Genomic DNA, 18,522 nt, shown 5'->3' on the forward strand with positions numbered 1-18,522 from the left:
GGGCCCGGCGGGGTGTAACTGGGGGGGGGGGCCCCCAACACGGGCTGGGGCCGCGGGACCGAGTGAGGCCCGGGGGGGGGGGGGGGGGGCCCGGGGGGGGGGCCCCCCCGCGGGGGCGCCCCGCGATGACCAGGGGGTGTTGATCACATGGTGACGACGAGCTTGCCCAGGGTGTGTGTGCGGACGAGGTCCACACATGCCTGCGGGCCCTGGTCCAGGGTGTACCGGCGGCTGATGGTCGCGGGCAGTCGACCGGCCACCGCGAGTTCGCCGACTTCACGCATGGCGCCGAATTCGCCGCCCAGGTCGAGCACGAAGCGGAGATCCACGTCGTCGCGACCGAGCTGATCCGGCTGGGTCGGCGGGTAGACGATCGTGACCAGGCGACCGCCGGGCCGGAGCGCCCGGGCGATCGAGGTCAGACGATCGCTGGGCAGGGTCAGGTTGAGCGCGGTGTCCACGGACGAGGGATAGTCCGCCTCCGCGTAGCCGATGACCTCCGCCGCACCCAGGCTACGGAGGATGTCGGCGTCCGCGGGGGTACCGGTGGCGATCACTCGCGCACCCGCGGCGGCGAGCAGCGGAACCACAGCGGTGCCGACGCCACCGGACGCGCCCACGACCAGGACACTCTCGCCTTCCTTCACCTCGGCCGTCCCGATCAGCGTCAGCGCGGTCAGACCGGCTGTCGCCAGTGCCGCCGCATCAGGTGCCGACAGCTCTGCCGGGCGGTGCGCGATCAGTGGGGTGTCCGCCTCGAAGACCGCGTATTCGGCAAGCGAGCCGGTGCTCAGCGAGGGGCGGGTGGGACTGGCCACCGCGCGCATCGCACGTGGCACGGCCTCGCCGAAGACCTCGTCACCCACCTGGAAGGCGGTGACACCGGGACCGACCTGGCTGACCGTTCCGGCGAAGTCGTTGCCGGGTATGTGCGGAAACCCCAGTTCCACGGCCCCGCGGTACTCACCACCGGGCAGACGGATGTCCGTCGGATTGAGCGAGGCCGCGGAGATCCGGACCTGGATTTGCCCCGGTCCCGGCTGGGGCGCCGGCACCTCCATCACGGTGAACTGCTCAGGTGTTCCGTAATCGGTCGCGACAACAGCCTTCATGAGTACTGCCCTCCACGTGCACGTTGACAATCACTTAAGCGGACCGTGCGGTCCGCTTGTGGAGCGACAGTAACCACAAGCGGACCGCGCGGTCAACTTTGCTAGTCTGTCGACATGACTTCTCTCCGACCGCTGCGCGCAGACGCCGCTCGTAACCGGAATCTGCTGCTCGCGGCCGCGGCGGACGAGTTCGCCGAGCGGGGGCTGAACGTGTCGGTGGCCGACATCGCCCGGCGTGCCGGCGTCGGGAAGGGCACCGTGTTCCGCCATTTCGCGACCAAGGACGACCTCGTCGCGGCCATCGCCTTGGAGCGGATCGCCGTGCTCACGGAGGTGGGGGAACGACTGCTCGACGCCTCGGACGCGGGGGACGCACTGCTCGAGTTCCTCACCGCCGTCGCGCGAGAGCTCCAACAGTTCGACCTGTCATTCCTGCAACGCGCAGGCAAACTCGACAGCGAGATGTCCCAGGCTCAGGAGCGACTGTTCCAGAACGTCCACGCTCTGGTCGATCGCGCTCGTGAGCACGGTGATGTGCGAGCGGACGTCACCGGAGCGGACGTCGTCGCGCTGATGTGCGCGCCGAACCACGTGGCGAGTTCCCTGTCGGACGCCCCGCCTGACCTCTGGCAACGCTACCTCGCGATCATCTTCGACGGTCTGCGTCCCGAGGGAGCCCACCCGCTACCCCAGCCGCCACCCCTCTCGCTGTGACACGGCGGGCCCTGCCGTGCGGGCTCGTTCCGGTGCGCGAGCCTGATCCGGTGGAGATGGCCAACATCCGCCGGTTGTCCGGCTATCGGCATCCACGCAGCCGGGTCGGCGACGTCGCGAAATGGCTCTTGGACGCTCTCGACGGCCCGTAGTTTCGCGGAGTTCTGCGGGTCGGGGACCGGATCCGGTGCGAGGGCCGGGACCAGCAGGTCATCGGGCTGGAGGGAACGGCCTTGCGGCTGCTCGGCGACGAGGGCGATACCAGCGTCAGGGCCGGCGGCTACGTGATGGCGGCCGCCGATTTCGAGGTGCTGGGCCGGAGGCGGTCCCGGAACGAGTCCTGCCGCCGTTCGCGTTGGTCGACGCGTGGCCGCCGCCGGCCGTCAAGCAGGCCCGGTTCCGGGAACAGCATGTGGTGCACATCCTCACCGGGCTGCCCCCGGACGCTCCGGAGGGCACGACTCCTTGGCCCGAGTACGACCTGGCCGGGCGGACGCTGATGGATCGAGAAGCTGCGAAGGCCGCCGAGCCGGCGGCCGGCGGTCAGCATGCGGAGCGTCTGGACGCAGCACGGTGAACCGTTCGGAGCTCACCACGACGCTCGGACCAGAACGCAACCCGGTGAACCTGTGTGTTCAGAGCGCTAGCAGGTGATCGACTTGGTGGGGCCGGTCCTGCTGTCGGTCTTCTCCCCGTCGATCCATACCCGCCAGGTCTGAGTACCACTGCACCTGGCCGGCAGGGAAACGTTGCCGGAACTGTCGCCGCTGGCGTCCCAGCCGTCGCTGTTCGCGGTGTACCAGATCCCCAGGACCTTGCGCTGAATCTTGATCTTCATGTCACCGCAGCCGCTGCCGGTCCAGGCACCGTATCCGGTCACCCAGGAATCTCCGGTGGAAGCTCCGGTCTTCAGAACAGTGCCGGCCGTTACGCTGCAGGAGGCTGCGGCAGCCGGTGACCCTCCCGCGAGGAGGAGCCCCCCGGCCATGGCAGCACCGAGCACAGCGGACACAGTCCTGTTCTTGAAGTTGCGCATAGCGATTCCCCTAACGAGCAGTGTTGTGAACGGCAGAAAGCAAGACGACTTCATGACACACGCTCCGTCGCCGAAGCTCACGTGGCAGTCTGCAGAGCTTCCGGCCCGGGGTGTACCTGCAACGTTTCAGGTTGCGTCGGACGCCGCCGACAGCTTCGTACGTGACCACAAGAAGCGGACCGGATACGTCAGAGACCGACGCAGTCATCCGGCCGCAGGTTCACCCGCCGAGGTCAGCGTCCGGCGGCCGTGCGGTGGTGTTCCTCGCGGTGGGCGAGTACGTCGGTCATGTGTGTTTCGGCCCATTCCTTGAGGCCGGCCATGACGTGGTTCAGGGACAGACCGAGGGCGGTCAGCTCGTAGGTGACGGTGACGGGAACCGTGGGCGCGACGGTACGGGTGACCAGACCGTCGGCTTCCAGGGAACGCAGGGTCTGGGTGAGCATCTTCTGGCTGGCGCCCGCGAGCCGACGGGACAGTTCGGAAGAGCGCATCGCCCGGGGCCCGTCTTCATGGTCGACCCCGGGGCGGCGCGGGCCGTCGCTGCCGAGCGCCGCGAGGATCAACGCGACCCACTTGTCGGAGATGCGGTCCAACAACTGCCGGCTGGGGCAGCCGTCCATGAACGCGTTGTAGCTCGCCTTCGCCTCTGCCCGCTGCTGAGCCGCCGTCTGTGTCGACATCGATCGCCCCCTCGGTACCTGGAAGCAGGTTACGCACTCTCAAGTGCCCTCTTCCACCGCGAAATCCACAGAACGAGCATGGGGCACGAAGACGATCACCCCACCGCAGAGGAGTAGAACCATGGGCACCCCTAGTTTCCGCGCCGCCGTCGTCCGTGTCCCGAACGGGCCCGATTCGATCGAGGTCATCCACGTGCCCGTCGTCGATCCCGGCCCCGGCCAGATTCGCGTCGCCATCGCCGCTGCGACGGTCAACCCCACCGATATCGGTGTCGCGGCGGGCTTCTTCCACTCGATGGGGCTGGTCAATCAGCCCGAGCACACGGGTCTGGGCTGGGAGTTCGCCGGCGTCGTGGACGCATCCGGGCCGGGCGTCGATCTGACCGTCGGCACCAGGGTGGCCGGTCTGGTGGTCGGCTTCGACCGCGACCACGGCACCTACGCTGAGCAGATCGTGGTCGCAGCGGCCGACGTTGTCCCGGTCCCCGACGAACTGGATCTGCTGGCCGCGGCCACGGTCCCCCTCAACGGGCTGGCCGCTGCGCAGGCCGTCGACCTGCTCGGCGACGCGCCCGCCGGGGCCGCCCGGCTGCTGGTGACCGGCGCCGCGGGGGCGGTCGGGGCGAACGTCTCCGTCCTCGCCCGGGAACGCGGCTGGCAGGTGACGGGGCTCGCCCGCGCCGGCGACGAGGAGTTCGTCCGCGGCCTCGGCGCCGACTTCACCACGCGCGCCGAGCCGGAATGGGACGCAGTCGTCGACCCTGCCCAGTTGAATGGCGAAGCGCTCAAGCTGATCCGCGACGGTGGAGCCTACGTCGGCCTGCGGCCCGGCATGGAACCGCCCATCGAGCGCGGGATCTCGGTCGTCTCCGTGATCACCGATTTTGACAGCACACGACTGGCCGACCTCCTCGCCCGCGCTTCCGCGGGTGAACTTCCGGCTCGCGTCCACGCGGTCGTCCCGCTGCACCAGGCCGCCGAAGCCCACCGGGCCACCGCCACGAGCGGCCTCCGCGGCCGCTACGTCATCTGCCCCTGATCCTCCTACCGGAGCACTACCGGAGCACTGCCGACGTGCTGGAGACTCCTCGGAATACGTCAACACGTCCCGGGCAAGCACCGGTGGAGCCGGCGATGCTCATGTGCGGGGATGTCTTTCAGCTGATGATGGGGGAGGCGATGACGACAGTGACGTCGGCCGGCTCGGCGCCTGTGCGGTAGACGTGCGGGGCATCTCCCGCGAAAGCGAGCAGGTCTCCGGAGCGCAGGTCGGTGGGGGCGTCGGTCGGCCCGGCAATGAGGTGACCGGAGGAGACGAGCAGGTGCTCGATGGTGCCGGTCGCGTGCGGCACGCCGTCCAGGTGTGTTCCGGGGGGCATGCGCAGCCGCCAGATCTCCAGGCTGTTGCCGCCGCTGATACGGCGCAGCAGTTCGCGTCCCACCTCGCCGCCGGTCAGATCGGTGCCGGGTACGAACACCGGACCCGGGTCGGTGTCGCGGGCCAGGAGGTCGGTCAAGGGGATGCGCAGGGCGATCGCGAGCGCGTCCAGGGTTTCGATCGTCGGGTTTCCCCACCCGGCTTCCAGCTTCGACAGCGTCGCCTTGCCCAGGCCCGCTCTGCGGGCCAGTTCGGCACTGCTCAGACCACGCTGCTCTCGGCGGTGGCGGATCTGGGCTCCGATCGCGATCGCAGTGCTGCTGGCGGGTCGGCGCTCTCCTGGCGGCGTCATGAGCGCTCCTGGTGGCCGGCGTTGTAGGAAACGCGGATGCGGCCCTTCTTGACCTTCAGTGTCGGCAGTACGACATCGGCGAGGTCACCGAGGCCGCGCACGTGGGTTCCCCCGCAAGGAGCCGAGTGCAGATGGGCAAGGTGAACGATGCGGCGACCGTCGGCGTCGTTCTCTGCGGTCACGGGCAGGTCTTCGGCAATGGCCTTGGCAACCTCCGTCCGCAAGGCCTCAGTGGCTTCCTCCCGGCCGTCCGGGGCCTCCAGGCGGACGTCGGGCGTCGGTGCGGTGAACTCGATCCGGGCCTGGCCCGGGAAGTGGTTGTTGGCGGCCAGCACCCAGCCCTGTGCCCGCCCGGCCGCCTCGATCAGGTGACCGGCGGTGTGCAGGGCGGCATGCGCGAGGCGCACTGAGAGGTCGATGCGGACGTCGACCGACTGCCCGGCCGAAAAGACCGGCAGCGGCGTCTCGCCGCAGGCCACGGCCACGACCAGGCCGGATGCGTGATCCCGCACGGGGGTGATCTCGTGACCGTCCACCCAACCACGGTCGGCCGGCTGACCACCGCCCTGGGGGTGGAACAGACAGTGCTCCACCGCCACCCACGGTGTGCCGTCGCGCTCTCCTGTGGCGGCGACTCGGGTCCTGGCCCGCTCTTCGTATGTGTCCGCGTAGTAGGCGGGGATCTGCATGACAGCCTCACTCGATTTGACGAACTAAACGTTCACTATACCGAACGCACATGCTGCATCCAGCCCGAGCCGAGGCGAGCGGCAGCAGTCGAAGCGTTCGGTCACGAGCGGCCGTGCTTGCGAGGGGAGCCACCGCGAGGCGTCGGCGCGGCCGAGTCGCCGCTCGCGTTCGCCGGGACCGTCGCTGCCGACCCAGTGGTACGGATACGGAAACAGGTCGGTCGGCCCGTCCACGGTGATTGGTTCCGGTGGTCGGTGGCCGGTCACGACGCTTGTCGTGACGCCACGAGCGGACGTCTCCGTACCGCCGGTCGTCCCTCAGGGATGGCCGGCCCTCTGCTGCATGTGGCAGTGCCCGCAGCCCCGTCGGGACATGCTGATCGCGCCGCCGCGAACCCGCCGCGACGGCGCGCTTTGTACGGCTCTCTCGGTCCGGCGCCCGGGGCACGCGCGGGCCGTCACGCTGTGACCTGGATCGACTCCCGTGCGTACAGGACTGGTTGAAGTACCGGTCCACGCCGTTTAGAGTGCGCAAAGGTCCAGACCACAGAAGAAGTGGGCGGTCGTACCTCGGTGCGTGCCGTCGGCTTCGGAGTGCACGGGGATGGGGGAACGCAGTGGGAGCGGTTGTCAAACGCTCCGGTTGGACAGGACGGCTGATCGTCCTGGACTTCGACGGGGTACTGCTCGACACGGAACGAACAAGCAGCGCAGTCTGGCATCGGCTGCTGAGGGACAAGGCGGTGGAACTGCCCCGCGGAATCACCGTGCGGCCCGACCGCACACTCGACCGGGACATGCTGCGCCGGGATCTGCTCGACACGGTCGGCCGACAGCATACACGGGCATTGTGGGACGAGTTCGAACGGCTCAACCGTGCCGAGGCCGACCTCCTCGACGCCGGCGCCGGGGTCCGTCCCTTCCTGGCCCACTGCCGGGAGCGGGGCCACCGCCTCGCCGTGGCATCGGGGAACTGCCGCGACTGGGTGGAGAGCCACCTGGAACGGCTCGGCATCCGGTCCGCCTTCCGCTCGGTGCACTGTGCGGGCCCGGGAGTGCGGACCAAGCCCGCTCCCGACACCTATCTGGGGGCGTTGCGCGCCTCTCTCACGGCCCCGCACCAGGCCCTCGCGGTCGAGGACTCCTACACCGGGCTGGCCGCGGCACGCGCGGCGGGCCTGGACGCGGTCTGGGTGACCGATGCCCCGGACTCCGCCGTGCCCCCCGGCCCCGTCGCACGTCGCGTACGCACGCTCGACGAGCTGATCGGCGTCCTCTGAGGAACGGGCCCCGCCCGGCGACCGGCGACACACGACCGTAGGCACCGCACGACCAACTTCGGCCCCCGGGGCGACGTCTGAGCCGGCGCAGCCGCCGCTGCCCTCGCCCGGGCCCTCACTTTGGAGACTGCAATTTCCGTGCTGCTCGCTTCATCCATGCGTGACCTGGACTTATCTGTGTCCGGTTGTGATCCATTCGACGCCGCCCGCGATGCCTCGCGGCTGCCGGCCCTCAATCGAGCCGGGGACGTCTCCGGCCTCGACGCAATCGCCCGGCTGTGGACCGGCCGGGTTCCTGACCGTGTTCACGACGCCGTGACCGCCAACGCGGCCCTGCGTGACCTCGGCTTCGTCCTCGCCTCCCTGGAGCGCCACGGGGTCGACTACCGGACCGTTCCGTGCGCGGAGGAGACGCTGCTCAAGCTGGGAGCGCTCGCCGAGGAGGTGCCCCGGGACAGCGTCTACACCTACGCGCTGCGCAACCCTCGGGATGCCATGCGGTCCTTCACCGGACTGCCCGAGGAGGCTCTGTTCATTCAGGAGGTCCGCACGGCCGGCATCGCCCTTCGCCCCGCCGTCGACGCGCTCCTGGAGACGCTCACACTCTCCGTCGACGATCCCGCGCTGGCGGAGCTGCTGGCCGAGGCCACCCGCGGGTTCACCGTCTTCGCGCAGTCGCTGCTGTCGGTGAAGCGGAGCATCACCCCGGAGACGTTCTCCTTCGAGATGCGGCCGTACTTCCCGCCCATGACCGTCGGCGGACAGGTGCTGTACGCACCGGGCGGGGCGCAGATGACTCCGCTGCTCGTGGACATCCTGCTGATCAGACCGGAGCCGGGCGAGCCCCAGGAGGAGTGGTACGAGCAGTACCTGGTCGAGAACCTCCTCTATCTCCCCGCCGCCTACCGAGCGGCGAGCGACCGGGCCCGGCGGCACCGGCCGTTGCTGCCCCGCCTCGTGGACGAGGCCGCCCGGCACCGCGCCCACGGTCCCGAGGTGCGGCGCAATCTGGGCGAACTGCGGTCGCTGTTGCGGGAGGTGCTGCGCTTCCGGCTGCCCCATCTGCAACTGGCCAAGGCCAACATGAACGTGCGTCCGGACGGCTCCCTGGGCAGCGGCGGCTACACCACCGACTCCCTCGACCACCTGGCGGACCTCACCCTCGAAAGGCACCGGCTGCTCTCCGAGGAGCCGGACGACGGAAGGGCACAGCGGTGACCTCCACGACCCCGGAGAACTCGAAGACGTCCCCGCCACCGTCGGCAGAACCCGTCACGCCCGTCGGTTTCGAGCCCTTCGTCCCCGGCACCGTCCACCACCCCCTGGCCACGCCGTCCGGTCCCGTGCCGGCACCCGCCGACGAGGTGCGCGTGCGCTATCCCACCCGGCTCAACGCGATGGCGCTGCAACCGGCGGCGATCGCGGCCGACAACAACCTGATCTACGACGCCGGAGAAGTCGTCCTCTCCGTCGCCCGGTTCCACCACGTCCACGTGCGGAGGCTCGCGCCGGGCACCGGCCTCGTCCTGGACCCGGAGGTACGACGGCCGGAACTGGTCGAGCACGCCGCCCGCATCATGTGCGCGGCCCTGGGTGTGGAGTGCGACCTGGCGATCGGTGCAGAGAGCGACCGGCTGCCCGTGCACGCCGGGTTCGGCTCCAGCAGCAGCCTCATCGCGGCGGTCGCCACGGCGGTCAACCACCTGTACGGCTGTCCGGTGGACCGAGCCGGCCTGCTGCCGTATCTCACCGCCAACCACGGGGAGGAGCACGGCAGTCGGCCAGGTCTGCTGACGCCGGTGCAGTGCATCGGCGGCTCGGCGGCCTCTGGTCTGTATCCGGGAGGCGTACAGGTCGTGGCGGGCCGCAGCACGGTGGTGCTGTCGGTGCCGGTGCCCGATCGTCTGTCGCTGGTGATCGGCGTGCCGCGGTCTCTCGAGGAGCGTCCCACCGACGAGCTGATGGCCGCCGAGGCGGAGCAGTTCGACCGGTTCCGCGCGACCGGTGAACGGTGGGCGCCCACGATCGCGTTCCGGATGCTGCACGAGGCCATGCCGGCCGCGCTGCGCGGTGATCTCGGCCCGCTCGGGTCCCTCGTGTTCGACTACCGGTTCCGGATGGGCAGTATCGAGAACTGCTCCTTCTCGCATCCCGGCCTCGTCGAACTGGCGGGGCAGCTGGAGTCCCTGTGGCACGACAAGGCGGCGACCATGCTCGCCCTGTCCTCCGTCGGCCCGGCCTTCTTCGCCCTCACCGACGACCCCGACCGGTGCGGCGACCGCTTCGCCGAGCTGGACATGGACGTCATACACGCCCGGCCGCACAACGGCACCTACGAGGAAACGGGGCTCGTCCCATGACCGACGTGACCACGGCCGCCGATCTGGCCGCCGCCTACTGGAACTCTCCCGGCGTCGTCACGGAGTTCCGCTCCCTCGACGTACAGCCCTATCTGACCGATCTGCTCGACAGCACAGCCGTCGACGGCCCCGCCCTCGATGTCGGCTGCGGCGGCGGCCGTAACACCCTGGCGCTGCTGGAACGGGGCTTCGACGTCCTCGCCGTCGATCTGCACGCGGGGATGGTGGAGGCGACCCGGGCCAGGACGGCCGCGTATCCGTCCGGCCGTGCCTCGGTCCGGCAGGGCCCCGCGCACGAGATCCCCGCGCAGGACGGGACGTTCGCCCTCGCGGTGTGCTACGGCGTCCTGCACAACGCGGCGGACCGGGCCCAGTGGACGGCTACGGTCACCGAACTGGCCCGGGTGCTGCGACCCGGCGGGCTGCTGGCCCTGAACACCTTCACCTGCGAGACCCTGGATCCCATGCTGCGCGCGGGCACGGAGGACGGCCAGTACCTGCTGCCCGACAACGTCCCCATGGTGCTGCTGCCTGTCGACGAGGTGCTCGCGGCGTTCACCGCGGCCGGACTGGCCGTCCGGGGCGAGGCACATACCTACGTCCGTGACCTGGACGTAGGACCGCGCGCCGTCCTTCGCTGCGTGCTGCGGCGGGAAGGGGACTGACATGGCGGACCTGGACGACGGTTCGACCGAGGCCGATCCCTTCCCGCAGGACCCCTTGCCCGAGCGGGAGTTGGACGCCCTGCTCGACGCCCGCCTCGCGGAGGTGCCCGGCTGGCACTCCCCGGACGACCCGGTGCGGCTCGGCTTCGCCATGACAGCACCGCACGACCTGGCCCTGGAGACCTTCGGCCGCTTCGCCGCACGCAACCCCAACAACGTCGGCCTGCACACCCGCTTCGGCGACGGCGTACGCGGCACCCGACGCCTGGAGCGGGAGGCGGTCCTCGCGCTCGCCGGGCTTCTGCACGCCGACGCCGCCGACGGGTACGTCACCAGCGGGGCCAACGAGGGGACCCTCGCCGGACTGCGCGTCGGCCGTAACGCGCTGCGTGCCGCGGACGCCGGACGGGTCGTCGTCCTCGCGTCGACGCTCACCCACCACTCCGTGGCGAAGGCCGCGGAAATACTCGCCCTTGAGCTGCGGCTCTGCCCCGCGGGCCCGTCCTGGCGGCTGGAGGCCGCGGCGGTGGAGGCCGCGCTGGACGATCTCGCGGCACAGAGCCCGGCGGGCGACCGCACCGGGGTGATCGTGGTGTCCACCGCCGGCTACTACAACACCGGCCTGGTCGACCCGGTGGACGAGATCGCCGACGTGCTCGCACGACGGGCCGCGGACGGCGGCAACCTGAGGCTCTTCCACCATGTGGACGCGGCGCACGGTGGCATGATCCTGCCCTTCACCGCCCCGGAAGTGCCCTTCGACTTCCGCAACCCGCACGTGCACTCGATCGTGCTCGACCCGCACAAGTCCGGCCTCATGCCCTACAGTTGCGGGGTTTTCCTGTGCCGCAAGGGCCTGATGGGCCATGGCGCGGTGCCCGCCCCGATGTCCGGTTTCCTCGACGAGACGATCACCGGGTCACGCTCCGGCGCGATGGCCGCCGCCCTGTGGTCGCTGGTCTTCGGGGTGGCGGCGGACGGCTACCGGCAGGTGTTCCGCCACTGTCTGGCCGTACGCGACCGACTGGCCGACGCGATACGCGCCGCCGATCCCGACGCGGTGGTGCTGCCCTCACCCGGCAACACCGTCGTCGTCGCCGCCTTCTCCCACGAGGGCGGCCGCCTGCCCGCCGAACTCACCGAGCGCTACCGCCTGGTGGGCAACATGCTGCCGTGGAGTGCGCCGGACGGCACGGACGAGGAGCGGCTCTTCTACCACTTCTACGCCATGCCCCACCTGACCCGGGCCCACCTCGACGGCTTCGGCACCGCCCTCGCCGACGCGGTCCGCGCGCCCTCACCGTCGCGGTCCCGGCGTCCCGCCGGGGACACCGCGGCTCCCGGTCCGCCGGGCGAGTTGCGGGAGTTGCGGCGCAGCAGCGTCTGCCTGAGGCACCTCGTGGTCCATCCTCCGCAGCGCCGCGACCCGGACGGCTATCCGCACACGTACTCCTTCCACACCTTCCAGGACCGGGCGGGCCTCGACGAGGACCTGACCGTATGCCCGTGGGACGGCGACGGGGCCCACCAGGGCCTGTACGTCTACGCGCCCGACCTGGACAGCCCCTTCGCCAACGAACTGTTCGGGGTGACCGATCCCCGGCGGTACGCGCTGGAGGTCCTCGACCGCAACCAGCAGAAGCTGTCGCTGGTCGGCGCCGCCCACTTCTCCGTCTTCGGCCCCGAACCCCGGGACACCGACCGGCCCGTGGTCCTCGCCAACTTCCACGCCGACGGGACACTGCGGTCCGTCGAGTACAAGTACGGGGACCGCCGGTACAACGACGAGGTGCAGGTCTTCCACGACATGATCGTGGTCAAGGTCGGCAAGGACGCGCGCAGCGTACACCGCGACGGCGACGACTACTCCTTCTCCCTGGACACCTCGCTGGAGCTGCGGGTGAGGGTGTCCGACGACGACACCGCCCCGCGCATCGACCGGGTGGCCCGGCACGCCGATCCGGCGCTGCCACGGCGGAGGCATCTGCTGCGCGGCCAGTACCGCCGGTTCCCCAACCGGTTCTTCGACACGATCATCGAGATGACCGTGGGGCGACGGCATTCCTCGCCCGGCGCACCACACGTGCCCGCTCTGCCGGGCGGCGACGTACTGGCCCGGTCCGCTGAGCTGGACCTCGTCCGTGTGGTGCCGTCCGTCAGGGAAGGCGATCTGCGGGTGACGCTCACCGCGGTCGACGGAACCGGCGAGGCCGTGTTCTCGGTGCCGCTCGGCCTGGGCGTCCGGCTGTCCGCACTGCTGACGGGCATCCCGGTCGGCGACCCGGAGAGCCTGACGCCCGCCGAAGTGGTGACCTGGGCCGCCGGTCTGTATCCGCCGGTGCGGGCGCTGCGTGAGGCGGCCCGCTCCGAGGGACGGCACCGGCACCTGTCCGCCTTTCCGGACGGCCGGTCCGGACAGGCGGAGCCGTCATGACCACGATCGCACTCGTCGTGCTGTGGGGCGTCCTGTCGTGGGGGGTCCTGCTCAGCGTGCGAGCGGCGTTCGTCGCCCGCGTCCTCGACCGGCGGCGGCACGCCGTGCCTGTCGTCGACGCGGCGCCGCACGTCGTCCTGCTGGTGCCGGCCCTTCGCGAACAGGAGCTGCTGGCCGAGGTGGTGCGGGCGGCGGCCGGGCTGTCATACCCGCCGGGTCTGCTGCATGTCGTCGTGGTGACCACGCAGCGGGAGGAGCGGGAGCGGGATGCCGTGGTGGTGCGGGTGTCCGCTCTGGCGGACGCCGTGGTCAGCGGTGGCGCCGAGGACGCGGCCGCCCGGCTCGCCGGGATCGTGCCGTCCGGCCGGGCCGTGGAGACCGTGCGGCGTACCCGCGCCTCCAGGGACCCGGCCGGTACCCTGCGCGCCGAGATCGGTGCCGTCCCCACCACGCGTGAGGTTGCCGCCGCTCTGCTGCCGGCGATCGCGGCCGACCACCCCGGGGTCGGCCTGCACCACTTGCACTACACGGACGACGGCGCCAAAAGCAGTCAGCTCGTGTACGCCGTCGAGCAACTGCCGGACGTGCTCCCGCCGGACGCCGACCCGGCCTACACCTACGTGGGGCTGTACGACGCCGACTCGCAGCCGGACCTGAGGAGCCTGGAGCAACTGGCGGCCACCGTGTCCCGGGACGACGGACCGGCGCCCGACCTGGTCCAGCAACTCCCGCTCCAGCTGCGCCGACCGCACGCGGCACGACGCGGCGGCACGGACGTGTTGATGCGCGCCCACGCCCTGGCCGATCTGCGCCGCCGGGCGGGCGTGGAGGCGTACCGCATCCTGGCCCGGCGCCGCATCCGGTCCGCGCAGCTGCCCGCGGGACTCACGGCCCTCGCGGAGCCGGTGGTGTACGGGGTCGGTGCCGGGCTGTTCGTCCGCCACGACACCCTGGTGTCCATCGGCATGTACGAGGAACCGGTCGACGATCTGCTCGTCGGCTACAAGCTGTCCACCGCCGGTGCGGTCATGGACGTCCTTCCCGTGTTCAACCTGGTCGACCGTTACCCCCGGCCCGAGGCGCTCGGGAAGGCGTACGCGCTCGTGGCCCATGGCTCGCTCGCCGGGTGTCGGCGGCTGCTGAGAGATCCGGTGCTGCGCGCCTTCCGGCCGCGCAACACCGTCGTGTTCGTCAAGGAGGGCCTCGACACGGCATGGTGGTTCGGCGGTCCCGCCGTGGTGCTGGCCGCGATCGCGGCCCTCGCCGTGGACGGCTCGGGCGGTGCGCTGCTGGTGTGGGCCTCGACAGCCTGCATGTACACGGTGCTGCACGCCATGTGGTGCGTGACGAAGGCGCGTCAGTGGCTGGCCGTCCATCGCGGGGCCGCCGCACGGACCGAGGCGCCCACGTGGCCGTCCGTCCTCGCCCTGGTACCGGCCTTCCTGCTCCAGCCGCTGCTGCACTGGGCAGGCCCGCTCAGACACCTGTACCGGGCCATGCGTGGTGTGCCGCCCGCCTCCGGCAAGACCGAGCGGTGAGCCGAGGGCGGGCGCTCCTCCTGTCGCCGTCCCCTCGTCCCACCTCCCCCGACCCCAGCCTCCGACCCCGCCGCCCACGAGAAAGACCCTGACGATGACACCGCACTCCTCAGATCCGCTCCTGTCCGCAGTGATCATGGCTCACCCGCAACGCATGGCCGAGGCACGGGCGTTGAGCGAGGCCCATCCCACGCTGGCTGCGCGGATCGTGACCGACCCGGAGCCCGGGGGGCCGCCGTCGGCGCTGCGCACCGCCCGCCGCGCCTGGCAGGCGGTGGCACCGGGCGCCACGCACCACCTGGTCGTCCAGGACGACGCGTTGCCGCTCCCGGGGTTCGCGAGCACGGTCGCCGCGCTGGCCGCGGCGCGGCCGGAGGCGTCCCTGAGCCTGTTCACGGAGTGGGGCTCGCGCACCGCGAACGCCGTCCGCGCCGCCGCGCTGCTCGGCCACGCGTGGGCGTCCGTGGTGGACGACTACCTGCCGTCGGTGGCCCTGGTGCTGCCCGCACCACTTGCTCTCAGCTTCGAGGAGCACGCGGCCGCGAAGGCCACGCCCGAGGCGACCGACGACGTCACCCTGCTCGACCACCTGCGGGGGGTGGACAAACTCGTCCCCGTCGCCGGACCGGTCGACCACGCCAATCCGCCCAGTCTCGTGGGCAACGAGGTCATGGGCCCGCGCAGCGCCGCCTGTCTGTCCGCGGCCGCCGACCCGGGCGGCTCCGTCCTCCCGGCGATGACCGCCGTGCCGTACTTCTGCTGGTGGGAGCAGCTCGCCGTGGTCTACCTGCGCGACCCCGCCGCCGCCGACGGCTGGCGCCGGGTGCCGGCGCAGGAGGCCCTGGCGGAGCGGGGCATCGGGCGGGAGCAGATCGTGGAAGCGCTGCGGCAGGCGCTGGAGACCCTCCCGCACCGCGCGTTCGTGCACGACCGGGTCAGTGACGTCCTGCTCGCCGAGGTGTGGACCACCGCCTACACGCTCGGTGTGGTCACCCGGGACCTCGGCGCGCCCGACGGAAAGTTCCCCGACCCCACACGGCCCGCCGCCCGCACGGCCCTGGCCACACTCGTGCCGGGCGCGCTGCGCCGGGTCGTCCCGGTGCGCTGGCTGGCGGCCGTGGGGGAGCTGCTGTACCCGCTGGTGGAGGCCGCGGTGCTGCGGGGCGCCCAGGACGTCACGGCCGGCGGCACCGACCCGGTGCCGTCCGGGGGCGCGTCATGAGCGGTGCCGAGCCGGTGATCGAGGTCACCGGCGTCACCAAGACGTTCCGCACCTGGGGCGCCGCCGGCGCCTGGAGTATCCGCCGCCCCTTCCACCGGCCGACGGAACGCGCGGTCGCACTGGACGACGTCCACCTGCGCATCTCGCGGGGCGAGTTCGTCGGGCTGCTCGGACAGAACGGGGCCGGCAAGTCCACCCTGATCAAACTGATGACGGGCCTGCTGCTGCCGGACACCGGCACGGTCCGGGTCTGCGGGCTCGACCCCTACGCCGACCGGGAGCGCAACGCCCGGAACATGGGCGTCACCTTCGGGCAGCGCACTCAGTTGTGGTGGGACCTGCCCGCACGGGACTCCTTCTCCATCCTCCGCGACGTCTACGGGCTGCCCGACGAAGTCTGGCGGGAGACGCTGACCGAACTCGACGACGTACTCACCCTCTCCGAATTCTGGGACACCCCGGTACGGTTCCTCTCACTGGGCCAGCGAGTGCGGTGCGACCTGGCCGCCGCCCTGCTGCACCGGCCGCGGGTCCTCTTCCTCGACGAACCCACCATCGGCCTGGACGTCATGGTCAAGGACCAGGTGCGGGAGCTGCTGTCACGGCTGGCCGCCACCGGCGACCACTCGGTGGTGCTGACGACTCATGACATGGCGGAGGTCGAGGCACTGTGCCGCCGTATCGTCGTCATCGACCGCGGACGGGTCGTGCACGACGGGCAGCGTGACCGGCTGGCCGTCGCCGCCGACGCCGAGCAGTCGTTCCTCGTCGAGTTCGAGACGCCACCGCCGCCGCTGGACCTGGTCCGGGCCACGGTCGTGTCCGTCAAGGGTGCGACCGCGCGGGTCAGGCCGCTCCCCGGGGCGGACCGGGCGGAGGTCACCGCCGAACTGCTCGCCGCGCACCCGGTCCGCTCGGTGCGCTACGAGGGGGTGACGGCCGAGGACGTCCTGCGTGCCCTGCACCAGCGCGCGCGCCCCGAGCCGGCGACCGGGGCCGCGGGGGTGGTCACATGAGTCTCACCGACCGCTCCGCCCCCGCCCCGCAGTCGGCGGGCGGGCCCGACCCGGTGTCGTGGTCGTTCCCCCGCGCACACCGCCTCATGACTCTGGTGCCGCGCACCGAGTGGGCCTACCGGCCGCGCATCGCCGTGACGGCCTTCGTGATCGTCACCCAGGTCTTCCTGTACGTGCTGCTGTGGCGCGCGCTGTACGGCGAGAGCGGCGAGACGGTCGTCGGCCTCGACATGTCCCAGGCCATCACCTACTCGGTGCTCGCCACGCTCATGGGGACCGGCCGGGTCATCATGGAGGGGGCCTCGCAGGAGACCGCGCAGAGCAAGATCCGTGACGGATCGGTGGTGTTCTGGTTCGTCCGCCCGCTCTCCGCCCGCCGCTACTGCGCCTGGCGTGGCCTGGGCGAGAGCCTGTACGCCACGGCCTGGCTGCTGGTCGGCCTGACAGTGGGCGTGGCCTGCGGGCTGGTCGCGCTGCCACCCTCCCCGGCCGCCGCGGCGGTCACCGTGCTGGCTTACGGACTCGGTCAGATCGTCTTCTACCAGATCGGCCTGCTGGTGGACCTGACCAGCTTCTGGACCATCACCTCCTTCGGTGTGAACCGGCTGGCGGCCTTCGCCCAACTGCTGCTGTCGGGCGGACTGATCCCCCTGTGGTTCTTCCCGGACTGGCTGCGCGCCGTCGCCGTCCACCTGCCGTTCGCGGCGACCATCAACATGCCGGTCTCGCTGTACACGGGGCGTATCCCCGCGGCGGAGTGCTGGCCGTACGTCGCCGAGCAGGCCCTGTGGTGCGTCGTACTGGCCCTGCTGAGCCGCGTGATGTGGCAGCGCGCGGCCCGCCGACTGCTCGTGCTGGGAGGGTGACGCGGATGACGACGACGCTCGGCACCGCCGCGCCCGCCCGCCGGGTGGGCAGGCTGCGGCTGGCCGCCGTGATCATGCGGGCCGGCCTGCGCAGCCAGCTCGCCAACCGGGCGGACTTCGCGATGGCCGTCGCCAACGGTGTGACCTACCAGATCACGGTTCTCCTCTTCGCGACGGTCGTCTTCAGCCGGTTCCCCTCGCTCGGCGGCTGGGGCCTCGGGGAGATCCTGCTGATCAGCAGTATCCGGATGCTCGGACACGGACTGTACATGCTGTTCTTCGGCAATCTCGGGCTGATCCCGCACCTGTTGCGGGAGGGCCGCTTCGAGGCCTTCCGCACGCGTCCGGCGCCGGTGCTGCTCCAGGTGTTCACGTACGAGGCGCCGATCAACGCGCTGGGGGACCTGGTGGTGGCCGGAGCATCGTTGACCGTGTGCCTGTCCCTGCTGGACGTCACCTGGTCGCCGGCCGCGCTGTGCTTCCTGGTGGTCGCGGTCGCCGCCGCCACGGTGATCGAGCTGGGGCTCAACCTGCACATCGCGGGTCTGGTGCTGCGGTTCCGGGGCAGTGAGTCCCTGTTCTTCTGGCTCGACAACACTGCGGGCAACTTCGGCAACTACCCGCTGAGCGTGTTTCCGGCGGTCCTGCAGGGCGCCTTCACGTTCGGCATCCCGATCGCGTTCGCCGGCTACTACCCGGCGGCATGGCTGACCGGTCACGCCGGCACGGTGCCCGTCTCACCCGTACTGGTCCATCTGTCACCGCTGGTCGCCCTGCTGGCCCTGCTGTCCGGCCTTGCGGTGTGGCGCCGCTGCCTGGCGTGGTACTCCCGCAACGGGTGACGTACGAGGGGGCGTCGGTCCGTCTCGCTCAAGGCGGTCCTTCGCGCCGCCGGTATGCGCCGGGGGCCAGTCCGTGCGTGCGTTTGAACGCGTTGGCGAAGGCGAACTCGGAGGTGTAGCCCACCTGCGCGGCGATGGACCGCAGGGGTGCTTCCGTCGCTCGTGACAGGCGGGCTGCCGTGGTCATCCGCCACCAGGTCAGGTAGCCGAGGGGCGGTTGGCCGATCAGCGCGGAGAAGCGCCGGACCGTACAAAGGGTGATTTAAATTGGCATTACTTGGTTGGTCTGTCGTTTCGTGTCGGCCGGATTCTGCTCTTGATATCGATGTTGATTG

The 18,522-nt window shown here is 71.0% G+C and carries 18 protein-coding genes and 1 pseudogene; 13 read left to right on the plus strand and 6 right to left on the minus strand.

What is annotated here, in order from left to right:
* Window positions 1-143 precede the first annotated feature (143 nt).
* Window positions 144-1,112 carry an NADP-dependent oxidoreductase gene (locus ACGFR9_RS18620; protein ID WP_393209515.1) on the minus strand — a complete coding sequence of 323 codons (969 nt, stop codon included), beginning with the start codon at window positions 1,110-1,112 and terminating at the stop codon, window positions 144-146.
* Between the two features lie 114 nt (window positions 1,113-1,226).
* On the opposite strand from ACGFR9_RS18620, the gene ACGFR9_RS18625 reads away from it, so the two are divergent.
* Window positions 1,227-1,826, plus strand: a complete 600-nt coding sequence (locus ACGFR9_RS18625) for a TetR/AcrR family transcriptional regulator (protein ID WP_393209518.1) — start codon at window positions 1,227-1,229, stop codon at window positions 1,824-1,826.
* 355 nt (window positions 1,827-2,181) lie between these two features.
* Window positions 2,182-2,403 carry a hypothetical protein gene (locus ACGFR9_RS18630; RefSeq protein ID WP_393209521.1) on the plus strand — a complete coding sequence of 74 codons (222 nt, stop codon included), beginning with the start codon at window positions 2,182-2,184 and terminating at the stop codon, window positions 2,401-2,403.
* Between the two features lie 66 nt (window positions 2,404-2,469).
* Here ACGFR9_RS18630 and ACGFR9_RS18635 read toward each other — a convergent pair whose 3' ends face one another.
* The gene (locus tag ACGFR9_RS18635; RefSeq protein ID WP_393209524.1) at window positions 2,470-2,706 is read right to left on the minus strand and encodes a hypothetical protein; all 237 of its coding nucleotides are present in this window, start codon (window positions 2,704-2,706) and stop codon (window positions 2,470-2,472) included.
* A gap of 389 nt (window positions 2,707-3,095) precedes the next feature.
* The gene (locus ACGFR9_RS18640) at window positions 3,096-3,545 is read right to left on the minus strand and encodes a winged helix-turn-helix transcriptional regulator (protein WP_393209527.1); all 450 of its coding nucleotides are present in this window, start codon (window positions 3,543-3,545) and stop codon (window positions 3,096-3,098) included.
* 121 nt (window positions 3,546-3,666) lie between these two features.
* On the opposite strand from ACGFR9_RS18640, the gene ACGFR9_RS18645 reads away from it, so the two are divergent.
* On the plus strand, window positions 3,667-4,584 hold the full coding sequence (locus ACGFR9_RS18645) for an NADP-dependent oxidoreductase (RefSeq protein ID WP_393209530.1): 918 nt from the start codon (window positions 3,667-3,669) through the stop codon (window positions 4,582-4,584).
* Window positions 4,585-4,702: 118 nt separating this feature from the next.
* Here ACGFR9_RS18645 and ACGFR9_RS18650 read toward each other — a convergent pair whose 3' ends face one another.
* Both ACGFR9_RS18650 and ACGFR9_RS18655 read right to left on the minus strand, forming a co-directional pair.
* Window positions 4,703-5,275 carry a helix-turn-helix domain-containing protein gene (locus tag ACGFR9_RS18650; RefSeq protein WP_393209533.1) on the minus strand — a complete coding sequence of 191 codons (573 nt, stop codon included), beginning with the start codon at window positions 5,273-5,275 and terminating at the stop codon, window positions 4,703-4,705.
* The gene (locus tag ACGFR9_RS18655) at window positions 5,272-5,964 is read right to left on the minus strand and encodes a metal-dependent hydrolase (RefSeq protein ID WP_393209536.1); all 693 of its coding nucleotides are present in this window, start codon (window positions 5,962-5,964) and stop codon (window positions 5,272-5,274) included. Before ACGFR9_RS18655 ends, ACGFR9_RS18650 begins: the two co-directional genes overlap by 4 nt.
* A 617-nt stretch (window positions 5,965-6,581) precedes the next feature.
* Here ACGFR9_RS18655 and ACGFR9_RS18660 point away from each other — a divergent pair.
* The 10 genes from ACGFR9_RS18660 to ACGFR9_RS18705 all read left to right on the plus strand — a co-directional run bounded on the left by ACGFR9_RS18660 (window position 6,582) and on the right by ACGFR9_RS18705 (window position 18,187).
* On the plus strand, window positions 6,582-7,244 hold the full coding sequence (locus ACGFR9_RS18660) for an HAD family hydrolase (RefSeq protein WP_393209539.1): 663 nt from the start codon (window positions 6,582-6,584) through the stop codon (window positions 7,242-7,244).
* Window positions 7,245-7,400: 156 nt separating this feature from the next.
* Window positions 7,401-8,462 carry a monodechloroaminopyrrolnitrin synthase PrnB family protein gene (locus ACGFR9_RS18665; RefSeq protein WP_393209542.1) on the plus strand — a complete coding sequence of 354 codons (1,062 nt, stop codon included), beginning with the start codon at window positions 7,401-7,403 and terminating at the stop codon, window positions 8,460-8,462.
* Window positions 8,459-9,604: a hypothetical protein gene (locus ACGFR9_RS18670; RefSeq protein ID WP_393209545.1), complete on the plus strand. Its 1,146-nt coding sequence runs from the start codon at window positions 8,459-8,461 to the stop codon at window positions 9,602-9,604. The genes ACGFR9_RS18665 and ACGFR9_RS18670 overlap by 4 nt, the downstream gene beginning before the upstream one ends.
* Window positions 9,601-10,269 carry a class I SAM-dependent methyltransferase gene (locus ACGFR9_RS18675; RefSeq protein ID WP_393209548.1) on the plus strand — a complete coding sequence of 223 codons (669 nt, stop codon included), beginning with the start codon at window positions 9,601-9,603 and terminating at the stop codon, window positions 10,267-10,269. The genes ACGFR9_RS18670 and ACGFR9_RS18675 overlap by 4 nt, the downstream gene beginning before the upstream one ends.
* Before the next feature lies 1 nt (window position 10,270).
* Window positions 10,271-12,703, plus strand: coding sequence for a pyridoxal-dependent decarboxylase (locus ACGFR9_RS18680; RefSeq protein ID WP_393209551.1), 2,433 nt, complete (start codon window positions 10,271-10,273; stop codon window positions 12,701-12,703).
* A complete protein-coding gene (locus tag ACGFR9_RS18685) occupies window positions 12,700-14,241 on the plus strand; it encodes a hypothetical protein (RefSeq protein ID WP_393209554.1) in 1,542 nt (513 codons plus the stop codon). Before ACGFR9_RS18680 ends, ACGFR9_RS18685 begins: the two co-directional genes overlap by 4 nt.
* Window positions 14,242-14,377: 136 nt before the next feature.
* Complete coding sequence (locus ACGFR9_RS18690) at window positions 14,378-15,463, plus strand: hypothetical protein (protein ID WP_393209557.1); 1,086 nt, start codon at window positions 14,378-14,380, stop codon at window positions 15,461-15,463.
* Window positions 15,460-16,479: an ATP-binding cassette domain-containing protein gene (locus tag ACGFR9_RS18695; protein WP_393209560.1), complete on the plus strand. Its 1,020-nt coding sequence runs from the start codon at window positions 15,460-15,462 to the stop codon at window positions 16,477-16,479. Before ACGFR9_RS18690 ends, ACGFR9_RS18695 begins: the two co-directional genes overlap by 4 nt.
* Window positions 16,476-17,345, plus strand: coding sequence for an ABC transporter permease (locus ACGFR9_RS18700; RefSeq protein ID WP_393209563.1), 870 nt, complete (start codon window positions 16,476-16,478; stop codon window positions 17,343-17,345). Before ACGFR9_RS18695 ends, ACGFR9_RS18700 begins: the two co-directional genes overlap by 4 nt.
* A gap of 5 nt (window positions 17,346-17,350) precedes the next feature.
* Window positions 17,351-18,187, plus strand: a complete 837-nt coding sequence (locus ACGFR9_RS18705; protein ID WP_393209566.1) for an ABC transporter permease — start codon at window positions 17,351-17,353, stop codon at window positions 18,185-18,187.
* A 28-nt stretch (window positions 18,188-18,215) separates the two neighbouring features.
* Here ACGFR9_RS18705 and ACGFR9_RS18710 read toward each other — a convergent pair.
* A pseudogene (locus tag ACGFR9_RS18710) lies at window positions 18,216-18,431 on the minus strand (helix-turn-helix transcriptional regulator); the annotation flags it as partial.
* Window positions 18,432-18,522: the final 91 nt, after the last annotated feature.

The organism is Streptomyces sp. NPDC048584, from assembly GCF_043199595.1.
GTDB classification, from domain to species: domain Bacteria; phylum Actinomycetota; class Actinomycetes; order Streptomycetales; family Streptomycetaceae; genus Streptomyces; species Streptomyces edwardsiae.

Coding starts and splice junctions, on each gene's coding strand:
- ACGFR9_RS18700 (WP_393209563.1), top strand. CDS start 16,476: ATGAGTCTCACCGACCGCTCCGCCCCCGCCCCGCAGTCGGCGGGCGGG.
- ACGFR9_RS18640 (WP_393209527.1), bottom strand. CDS start 3,545: ATGTCGACACAGACGGCGGCTCAGCAGCGGGCAGAGGCGAAGGCGAGC.
- ACGFR9_RS18680 (WP_393209551.1), top strand. CDS start 10,271: ATGGCGGACCTGGACGACGGTTCGACCGAGGCCGATCCCTTCCCGCAG.
- ACGFR9_RS18625 (WP_393209518.1), top strand. CDS start 1,227: ATGACTTCTCTCCGACCGCTGCGCGCAGACGCCGCTCGTAACCGGAAT.
- ACGFR9_RS18685 (WP_393209554.1), top strand. CDS start 12,700: ATGACCACGATCGCACTCGTCGTGCTGTGGGGCGTCCTGTCGTGGGGG.
- ACGFR9_RS18655 (WP_393209536.1), bottom strand. CDS start 5,964: ATGCAGATCCCCGCCTACTACGCGGACACATACGAAGAGCGGGCCAGG.
- ACGFR9_RS18705 (WP_393209566.1), top strand. CDS start 17,351: ATGACGACGACGCTCGGCACCGCCGCGCCCGCCCGCCGGGTGGGCAGG.
- ACGFR9_RS18675 (WP_393209548.1), top strand. CDS start 9,601: ATGACCGACGTGACCACGGCCGCCGATCTGGCCGCCGCCTACTGGAAC.
- ACGFR9_RS18695 (WP_393209560.1), top strand. CDS start 15,460: ATGAGCGGTGCCGAGCCGGTGATCGAGGTCACCGGCGTCACCAAGACG.
- ACGFR9_RS18665 (WP_393209542.1), top strand. CDS start 7,401: ATGCGTGACCTGGACTTATCTGTGTCCGGTTGTGATCCATTCGACGCC.
- ACGFR9_RS18620 (WP_393209515.1), bottom strand. CDS start 1,112: ATGAAGGCTGTTGTCGCGACCGATTACGGAACACCTGAGCAGTTCACC.
- ACGFR9_RS18645 (WP_393209530.1), top strand. CDS start 3,667: ATGGGCACCCCTAGTTTCCGCGCCGCCGTCGTCCGTGTCCCGAACGGG.
- ACGFR9_RS18690 (WP_393209557.1), top strand. CDS start 14,378: ATGGCTCACCCGCAACGCATGGCCGAGGCACGGGCGTTGAGCGAGGCC.
- ACGFR9_RS18650 (WP_393209533.1), bottom strand. CDS start 5,275: ATGACGCCGCCAGGAGAGCGCCGACCCGCCAGCAGCACTGCGATCGCG.